Source organism: Caldibacillus sp. 210928-DFI.2.18 (assembly GCF_020554505.1).
Lineage (GTDB): Bacteria > Bacillota > Bacilli > Bacillales > Caldibacillaceae > Caldifermentibacillus > Caldifermentibacillus hisashii.
The window spans coordinates 1-8,115 of the sequence record NZ_JAJCHL010000114.1; the positions used below are offsets into that span (position 1 = coordinate 1).

The 8,115-nt window shown below is 38.0% G+C and carries 6 protein-coding genes; 3 read left to right on the plus strand and 3 right to left on the minus strand.

Annotated features, from left to right (window positions below):
- Positions 1-555: 555 nt before the first annotated feature.
- The 3 genes from LIZ98_RS15970 (at position 556) to LIZ98_RS15980 (ending at position 5,179) form a co-directional block, all read left to right on the plus strand.
- Positions 556-2,307, plus strand: a complete 1,752-nt coding sequence (locus LIZ98_RS15970; RefSeq protein ID WP_227140245.1) for a sensor histidine kinase — start codon at positions 556-558, stop codon at positions 2,305-2,307.
- A 151-nt stretch (positions 2,308-2,458) separates the two neighbouring features.
- On the plus strand, positions 2,459-3,196 hold the full coding sequence (locus LIZ98_RS15975) for a LytR/AlgR family response regulator transcription factor (protein WP_227140244.1): 738 nt from the start codon (positions 2,459-2,461) through the stop codon (positions 3,194-3,196).
- A gap of 168 nt (positions 3,197-3,364) precedes the next feature.
- Positions 3,365-5,179 (plus strand): carbon starvation CstA family protein, encoded by a 1,815-nt coding sequence (locus LIZ98_RS15980; protein WP_227140243.1) that lies wholly within the window; start codon positions 3,365-3,367, stop codon positions 5,177-5,179.
- Positions 5,180-5,315: 136 nt separating this feature from the next.
- On the opposite strand, the gene LIZ98_RS15985 is transcribed toward LIZ98_RS15980, so the two are convergent.
- The 3 genes from LIZ98_RS15985 to LIZ98_RS15995 all read right to left on the minus strand — a co-directional run.
- Positions 5,316-7,352, minus strand: a complete 2,037-nt coding sequence (locus LIZ98_RS15985; RefSeq protein WP_227140242.1) for an ABC transporter permease subunit — start codon at positions 7,350-7,352, stop codon at positions 5,316-5,318.
- Positions 7,353-7,424: 72 nt separating this feature from the next.
- Positions 7,425-7,598 (minus strand): hypothetical protein, encoded by a 174-nt coding sequence (locus LIZ98_RS15990; RefSeq protein ID WP_309240467.1) that lies wholly within the window; start codon positions 7,596-7,598, stop codon positions 7,425-7,427.
- Between the two features lie 18 nt (positions 7,599-7,616).
- Positions 7,617-8,115: GNAT family N-acetyltransferase (locus LIZ98_RS15995; protein ID WP_227140241.1), on the minus strand; the 499-nt coding region annotated here is incomplete at its 5' end.

The following is an 8,115-nucleotide window of genomic DNA, read 5'->3' on the forward strand; positions in this document are numbered from 1 at the left end:
AAATTGAGCATTTTTCACTTCAAAACGGTGACGAGAATGAGGCTCGTCGTCAAAATAGTGCATTTTTCGCCTCAAAATGGTGACGAGATTAGGTTTCGTCGCCAAAATTGAGAGGTTTTCGACCAAAAAAGGTGACGAGAACAGAACTCGTTGTACCCATTGAAAAAAATGATTCAAAAGGACTTTTTTGTTTTGCACCTATTCGATCATATGATATATCGTTGAAAAAATAAAATAGATTAAGATACCCAGTATAAAAAGCAAGATTAACTTTTTCATAAAATTATTTCTCCCCCTTTTAAAGACTCCCTTCCACCCTTTTAAAACTCCCTTTTATCCGAAATGGAAAATAAGTAATCCATAAAGTCCTACCTTAATTTTGCAAAATAACTTTATCCAACATTATACAGCACCTGTTGCATTATTACTTTCAAAAAGTTTCTGATATTCATATTTCAATTCTACATTTAGTAAATGTCGAAAAATCACGTATAATGTAGGTGAAGAGTAAATGTCGTAAACGCTAGAAAAATTTACATAAAAAGGATGTATGAGATGTTTTATTTAGTTCCGTTAATGCTTGAAAAGGTTGGAATTATTCTTATTGCCCTATTTCTCCTTTCACAAATAAAATCTTTCCGGCAAATTGTACAAAGAGAGCATACTCGTCAAGATAAAATAATGCTCATCATTCTTTTTGGCGCCTTTGGAGTATTCAGCAATTATACCGGGATTGAAATTAACCATACATCCATTGAGCATGCTGGATGGTATTCAGGTATCGATCAGGAAAGTGCCATTGCCAATACGCGGGTTTTAGGTGTCGTTATTGGCGGCTTGCTTGGCGGACCCGCAGTAGGAGTGGGTGCCGGATTTATTGCTGGACTTCATCGTTATTTACTTGGCGGGTTTACAGCCTTTTCCTGTTCCGTTTCTACCATTTTAGCAGGAGTGGTTTCCGGCTATTTAGGCGCAAAAAGGAAAAAAATCACGGAAGGTTTTGCTGTCGGAATCGGGATGACTTTAGAATTGGTTCAAATGCTGGTTATTTTAGCTACCGCCAAACCATTTGAACAGGCGCTGGAACTCGTTCAACTTATTGGTATTCCAATGATTTCGGTCAATGGACTCGGTATGATGTTGTTTATGCATATTATCCATTTAATGAAACGCGAAGAAGAGCGAACACTGGCCAATCAAACAGATAAGGTTTTCTCGATTGCCGATCAAACACTCCCTTATTTTCGACAAGGATTAAATGTGGAATCATGTGAACAAATTTGCAAACTAATTTTAAAGATGACCGATGCGGATGCAGTTGCCATTACAGATAACCAAATTGTTCTTTCTCATGTAGGTATGGCTTCAGATCATCATACACCGATGTCGAAACCGGAAACAGCTTTAACGAGAAAGGTTCTTGAAAGCGGAAAAATTTTTGTCGCTACATCAAAGGAAGATATTGCCTGTCATCATCAAGATTGTCCGCTGGAGGCCGCCATTGTTATTCCTTTGCAAGTAAAAAACAGGGTCGCCGGAACATTAAAAATGTATTACGAAGATCCGGAAAAATTAGATCAAGTTCAACGCCAATTAGCTACAGGTTTAGCCAGCTTATTTTCCACACAATTGGAACTTGTCGAAGCGGAAAGACAAACAAAATTATTGAAAGATGCAAAAATTAAAGCATTGCAGGCCCAAATTCATCCACATTTTCTTTTTAATAGTTTGAATACAATTTCTGCCCTTTGCCGAACGGATCCTGAAAAAGCAAGGGAGTTATTGTTAGAATTAAGTTCTTTTTTCCGTGGAAATCTTCAAGGAGCCGGACAACTATTTGTCCCGCTCAAAACGGAAATTGAAAACGTGAAAGCTTATCTATCATTGGTGCAAGCGCGTTTTCCGGACAAATACCGAATCCATTTTCAAATCGAACCGAATCTTGAAAAAATACCAATACCTCCGTTCCTTTTACAGCCTATTGTTGAAAATTCGATCAACTACGGATTTCCGGGCAGTAAACAGAAAGGAGAAATCAACATTCGCATCTTTACGGAACAACAAAAATTAATGATTGTCATTGAAGATAACGGGAAGGGAATACCTGAAGAGAAATTAGTTGTTTTAGGTACACAAATTGTCGATTCCAAAAAAGGAAGCGGAACTGCCATATTTCATATCTGTCAACGGTTAAAAGGGATTTATGGTGACAGGGCTTATTTAACCCTTGACAGTAAAGAAAACCAAGGAACGAGCACAACGATATCAATACCAATCAGCAGCCAAGAAAGGATCGAGTCACACTAAAACTCGTTTTAGCAACTAATCTCATGTACAGCCATGCAAATGTCGAGTTACACTAAGATTCTTTTAGCAAATAATCTCAAGAACAGCCAAGCATGGATCGAGTCACAATGAGTCTCTTATAATCTCACTAATAGGAAGGATAATGATAAAGATGTTGACTGCCTATATCGTGGACGATGAACCGTTAGCACGGGATGAACTAAAATATTTACTTCATCGAACAAAAAAGGTGAAAGTGTTGGGCGATAGCGACAATATGGAGGAAGCAATCGCTGATATCATCATTCTAAAACCCGACCTGGTCTTTCTTGATATTGAATTGGACGAAGAAAGCGGGCTGGATCTGGCAAAACAGCTGGAAAATGTTGACCCAACTCCGGCCATTATTTTTGCAACGGCCTATGATGAATACGCTCTACAAGCATTTGAAGCAAATACATTCGACTATATCCTTAAACCATTTGATGAGAAACGGATTGAAAAAACGTTGGATAAATTCATGAACCTTCAAAAGATCGTAAAAGAAGAAATGCCGCCTGCAAATGAATTAACAACGGACTATAATGGAAGATTTCCAATTATTGTCGATGACCGGATTGTCCTTCTCACTCAAGATGAGATCATTTATTTAGAAACATCCGATGGAAAAGTGAAAATTAAAACGATCAATCATGAATACAAGGTTGACGAAACATTGGTAAGTTTGGAGAAAAAGTTACATAGCAAAAAATTTCTTCGTGTTCATCGAAGCTTTATTGTTAATATGGAATATATTGCCGAAATTCAGCCGTGGTTTAATTCGACTTACAATCTGGTAATGAAGGACCAATCAAAAGTTCCTGTAAGCCGGACATATGTAAAAGACTTGAAAAATCATATTGGCTTTTAAATCAATGTTTGTCGAATTGTTTACAAATCAATATAAGATTTTGTCATTCAGCATTCAAAATCTGTTTCTCATCCCCCATTTCTTGCACATTAAATTGAAAACACGGAGAATTCGCTTTCAATTTGTATAATTAGTAACGTAAAAGAAATTGAGTGGGGAGGTTTTACGATGAATGCGGTTTCAATTGTTATCGGTTCTGTTTGTATATTATTAATAGCCTATCGATTATACGGGACTTTCATGGCATCAAAAGTATTAAAAATTGATGAACTGGAAGACGAAAAAGTCCCAACACCTTCACAAAAATTTAATGATGGCAGGGATTATGTGCCAACAAATAAATGGGTTACGTTTGGTCACCATTTTGCCGCAATTGCAGCAGCAGGTCCGTTAGTTGGCCCGGTTTTGGCGGCTCAATTTGGTTATTTGCCGTCCTTATTATGGCTGCTAATTGGTGCCGTCATTGGCGGAGCTGTCCATGACCTTGTTGTTTTATTCTGTTCAATGCGAAGAGATGGTAAGTCATTTTCCGAAGTTGCCAAAGAAGAATTAGGTCCTGTCGCCGGTTTTTGTACAGGTTTAGCTATGTTATTTATTATAACAATTACAATGGCAGGGCTTTCGCTCGTTGTCTTACATGCACTGGAAAGAAATCCTTGGGGAACTTTTGCAGTCGGTATCACGATCCCGATTGCCATGGGCGTTGGCTTATACCATAGAAAAACAGGTAATTTAAAACTTGCTACAATTGTTGGTTTTACGTTAATTATGGTAGCGGTCGTATTTGGGCATTACTTAAATGGTACATGGTTAGGCGATCTTTTGACATTTGATACGAAAACACTTGCTATTATTTTACCTATTTATGCTTTCTTTGCAGCTGCTTTACCGGTTTGGCTGTTATTACAACCGCGGGATTATTTAAGCACGTTCATGAAAGTCGGGGTATTTGCCGCACTTATTATTGGGGTCATTGCCATTAATCCATCTATTGAATTCCCGGCTTTTACGAATTTCTTAGGAGGGGGACCTGTTGTTGCCGGTCCTGTATGGCCATTTGTTTCCATTACGATTGCTTGCGGAGCGATTTCAGGATTCCACGTTTTCGTTGGTTCCGGTACTACACCGAAAATGCTGAATCGTTGGAAAGATGCAAAGCCGGTTGCATTTGGCTCTATGCTTGTAGAATGTATTGTTGCAGTTATGGCTTTAGTAGCAGCTGTTTCCTTAGAGCCGGCTGACTATTTCGCCATCAATTCATCACCGGAAAAATATGCAGAATTAGGAATGGAACCGGTCCATTTGGCACACCTTGAAGACGAAGTAAATATGGATCTTGAAGGAAGAACAGGCGGGGCTGTTACACTTGCTGTTGGGATGACCTACATTTTTAAAGCCGTACCAATATTTGAAAATTTAGCAGCCTACTTCTATCAATTTGTTATTCTTTTTGAAGCAGTCTTTATTTTAACGGCCATTGATGCGGGAACAAGAACAGCACGTTATTTAATTCAAGACTTCTTTGGAAATTTTATCAAACCGCTTAAACGAATGGATTCGATCTGGGCAAACATTACGGCAAGTGCCATTGCCTGTTTTGCATGGGGATATTTGCTATTCTCGGGTGACATCAGTTCTGTTTGGGCCCTGTTCGGTGTATCCAATCAATTAATGGCATCAATCGGATTAATTATTGGAGCAACCGTTATTCTGAAAATTGCCGATAAACGCTGGTATATGTTGACTTGTCTAATTCCACTCATTTATCTGTATGTTACCGTAAATATCGCAGGATTTTGGATGATTAAAAACGTCTACTTAAATTCGGCAAATGCAGGCTATAATGTGATCAACGGTGTGCTATCCGTAATTATGCTCGTTCTCGGTATTGTCATTATGGTTTCAGCCATTACAAAATGGGCGCAGTTATGGAAGATCCCTCAACCGGAATTAGTAAAGAGATCGAAATCGGAAGTTGCCTAATAAAGTGATTTTCCATCATTGGGGGTTTTCTCCTATCCCCAATGATGGTTCATCGCTTTTTTCTTCTTTGGGAAAAATTTTTGCCGGTTTCTTTGGTTTAAACCTCAACACATGATTATCAAACCCGCATAATTCTTTATCCTTTATTTACCAAGCGAAACCATTCTCTAGGTAATAATTCCGGTTCCTTTTCCTCTAAGATTTTTTGTTTTTGATAAGGTTTCTTTTTCTTAAAGTTATAAAGTACACCTACTTTTCTTTGCTGTATATCAATTATACCTTGGATGATAAGCTGCATGGCAAATATGGCCACTATAAAAGCAACTAATATCCACAAATACCAGTACTGTCCGGATCGTATTGCCCCTCTACCAATCGCTCCAATCAATCCCGACCATTCATAGGTTACAGAAATACTGGATGGCATAGATCCTAAGCTGACCTTTGTCCCGCCAAAAAAGAGCTCAAAAACACCCAAGTGAATAAAAACAAGCAGGACTTGAATAAACTGCTGACCGAGCAAAATTGCCAGTTTGGGACGAATATGCGGCAAAACGTGACGAACAAAAATATAAGCATTCCCACCGCCGAGCGTTCTTGCCGTTAAAATAAACTCCTGATCAAGTACTTGCTGAATATCTTTCCCTATTAAAACCGTTGTTAAAGGCAAAACAAGTACCGTCAAAATTAAAATTTCCAAAAGAATTCGCTCCGTCGTTGAAAAGGCAAATTCCGGCCCGCTTAACATTAAAATGGGCGTAAGCAAAACGAGTGCAACCATACTCAAAGGGACAAAGTGTAAAGAATCGGTTAGTTTCTCAAACCACTTCTGAACGGTCCGATTCAGCCAAAAAGCATATATGACACCAAAGAAAAGCCCTCCAAAAACCCGGAAAAACGCAATCAACAAGCCAAATAATAACGTGTACTTTGCGCCAACTACTAACTGATCAAAAATACTATAGCCATATTGATCAGAACCGAAAACAAACGGTTCTGTCGGAGCATACGGTGGCGCATCTATTAATGTTGAACCATCTTCATCGTATAACAGTTTAATCTGTTCCACTCGATCATCGGCAACAATTGAATACAAGATACTATAGCCAATGACAAAAATGAAAAACAAACCCCCTATGGCAATTTTCCAGTTTTTAAAATAGACGCCTACGGAATGAATCCGATTTTTCCTTCTGATAAGCCCGAAAATGCTTATAGATAATTGACGAACGTGAAAAAGTAAATTATCTTTCATATGGCTAATAAACGTTTTGAAACTTAGAAAATTCCCCTTTTGCAGTCTGCCTTGTTTTTGGAATTGGGCGGAATATACCGATCCTCTTTCAATTACGTTATCCAGCAGGAAAAAGAATAGATAAAAAGGTGTAAAGATCAAGAAAAGCGTTGCAAAAATAGTAATCGGGGTAAAACTATCAATCAAATAATAGGTTAACCCTTGTACATTAAAAATCCGTTCAATAATAAACTGACTGGATAATGTTCCCCATAAAATAACCTTCAGTCTTTGTGAGAAACCCGGAAAAATATTACGAAACATATGTTTCAATAAGATGCCGATTCTACTAACTCCTTTACTTTTTAAAAAGAGAACATATCTTTTTAACGATTCTTCTTCCATCATGAGCGTCAAAATTTTGAACATTGAAATTGTCGGCAAAATCGACAGTGTTAAAATCGGTGCAAAGTAAATTTTAGCCGTGTACCCCGCTACCTCGAATATAGAGATGCCGGTCTTTTTATAGATATAGATGGAAATGATTTGTAATATCGTAGCAACAATCAAGTCCGGTATTGACTCTAAGAAATTCAAGATAGATTTGATTGCCGGCATAGATTTACGAAAATATTGAACGATCAATGCTAATAGAAACGCAAGGACAAAACCGAGTAATAACGCCCCTGTCAAAATTTTCATTGAGTAAATAAAAGGTTCATATAATACCTCAAAGAGTGGTGCAGTCCCCGGAGAAAACATCCTTTTGTAAACCCACGAATCAGCATCCGCCATTGAAGTTACAAATGAAACCAGTTGGCTAAAATAATTCGTTGCATCCGGCATCCCTAATGAGCTTATAAACTGTGGAAATACACTGACACATATAATTCCGATAAGACCGAGCAAATAAAGTACAATTCCGTTAATTAATTTCATCTCTCCACCTCATACCTTCGTGAACTTGTTTCTCAGGCAGGGCTACCTTTGATTGAATATCTTTTATTTGGCTCAATTATAGTTGATTACCAAACCTTTAATTGGATAGGCAACATCTTGGGGTGCATGAAAATATTCCGTTTCGGTAATAACTCGCACGTCCGGTTCCATCACTCCACTTGTTAGCGCACAACTTAAACATTCAACCTCAACGGTTTGTCCATTTGATAAGGTAATTTTTCTCATAAAATCTCCTTGTGGGTTTTATAATTTTTTTTCAAAACAAATGAAGTCCCCTTTACGAAACGTGACGAATCCGCGTTTTTCATAACCTTGCTTTTCATATAATCTACACGCGCCTTTGTTTTCTGTAAAGGAATCTAAGCGGATGGCCGAGTAGTTATTTTGTTTTCCAAACTGGTCGGCAAAGTTTAATAGCTTAGTTGCAATACCCGCTCCTTGAAATTTCGGATCCACGCATAGCCGGTGGACGACCAAGATTTTATCTCCGTTATACTTCCAGGGAATGGTTTCATATTCTTCATCTTGATACTCATTTAATGTAATGACGCCTTTTATGACCGTATCCTCGGAAGCCACATAAACCTCCCTGTCCAAAATATCTTCCGTCACAACTTCTTCATTTGGATACGTTTGATCCCATTGATTGATTCCTTGTGAACTCATATCTATTACTACATTTTTTATACTCAAGTTCAACCTTAGCGATAGTAAAACCCCCGATGTATAGGGATTTTTGTTA

Coding starts and splice junctions, on each gene's coding strand:
- LIZ98_RS15970 (WP_227140245.1), top strand. CDS start 556: ATGTTTTATTTAGTTCCGTTAATGCTTGAAAAGGTTGGAATTATTCTT.
- LIZ98_RS15975 (WP_227140244.1), top strand. CDS start 2,459: ATGTTGACTGCCTATATCGTGGACGATGAACCGTTAGCACGGGATGAA.
- LIZ98_RS15980 (WP_227140243.1), top strand. CDS start 3,365: ATGAATGCGGTTTCAATTGTTATCGGTTCTGTTTGTATATTATTAATA.
- LIZ98_RS15985 (WP_227140242.1), bottom strand. CDS start 7,352: ATGAAATTAATTAACGGAATTGTACTTTATTTGCTCGGTCTTATCGGA.
- LIZ98_RS15990 (WP_309240467.1), bottom strand. CDS start 7,598: ATGAGAAAAATTACCTTATCAAATGGACAAACCGTTGAGGTTGAATGT.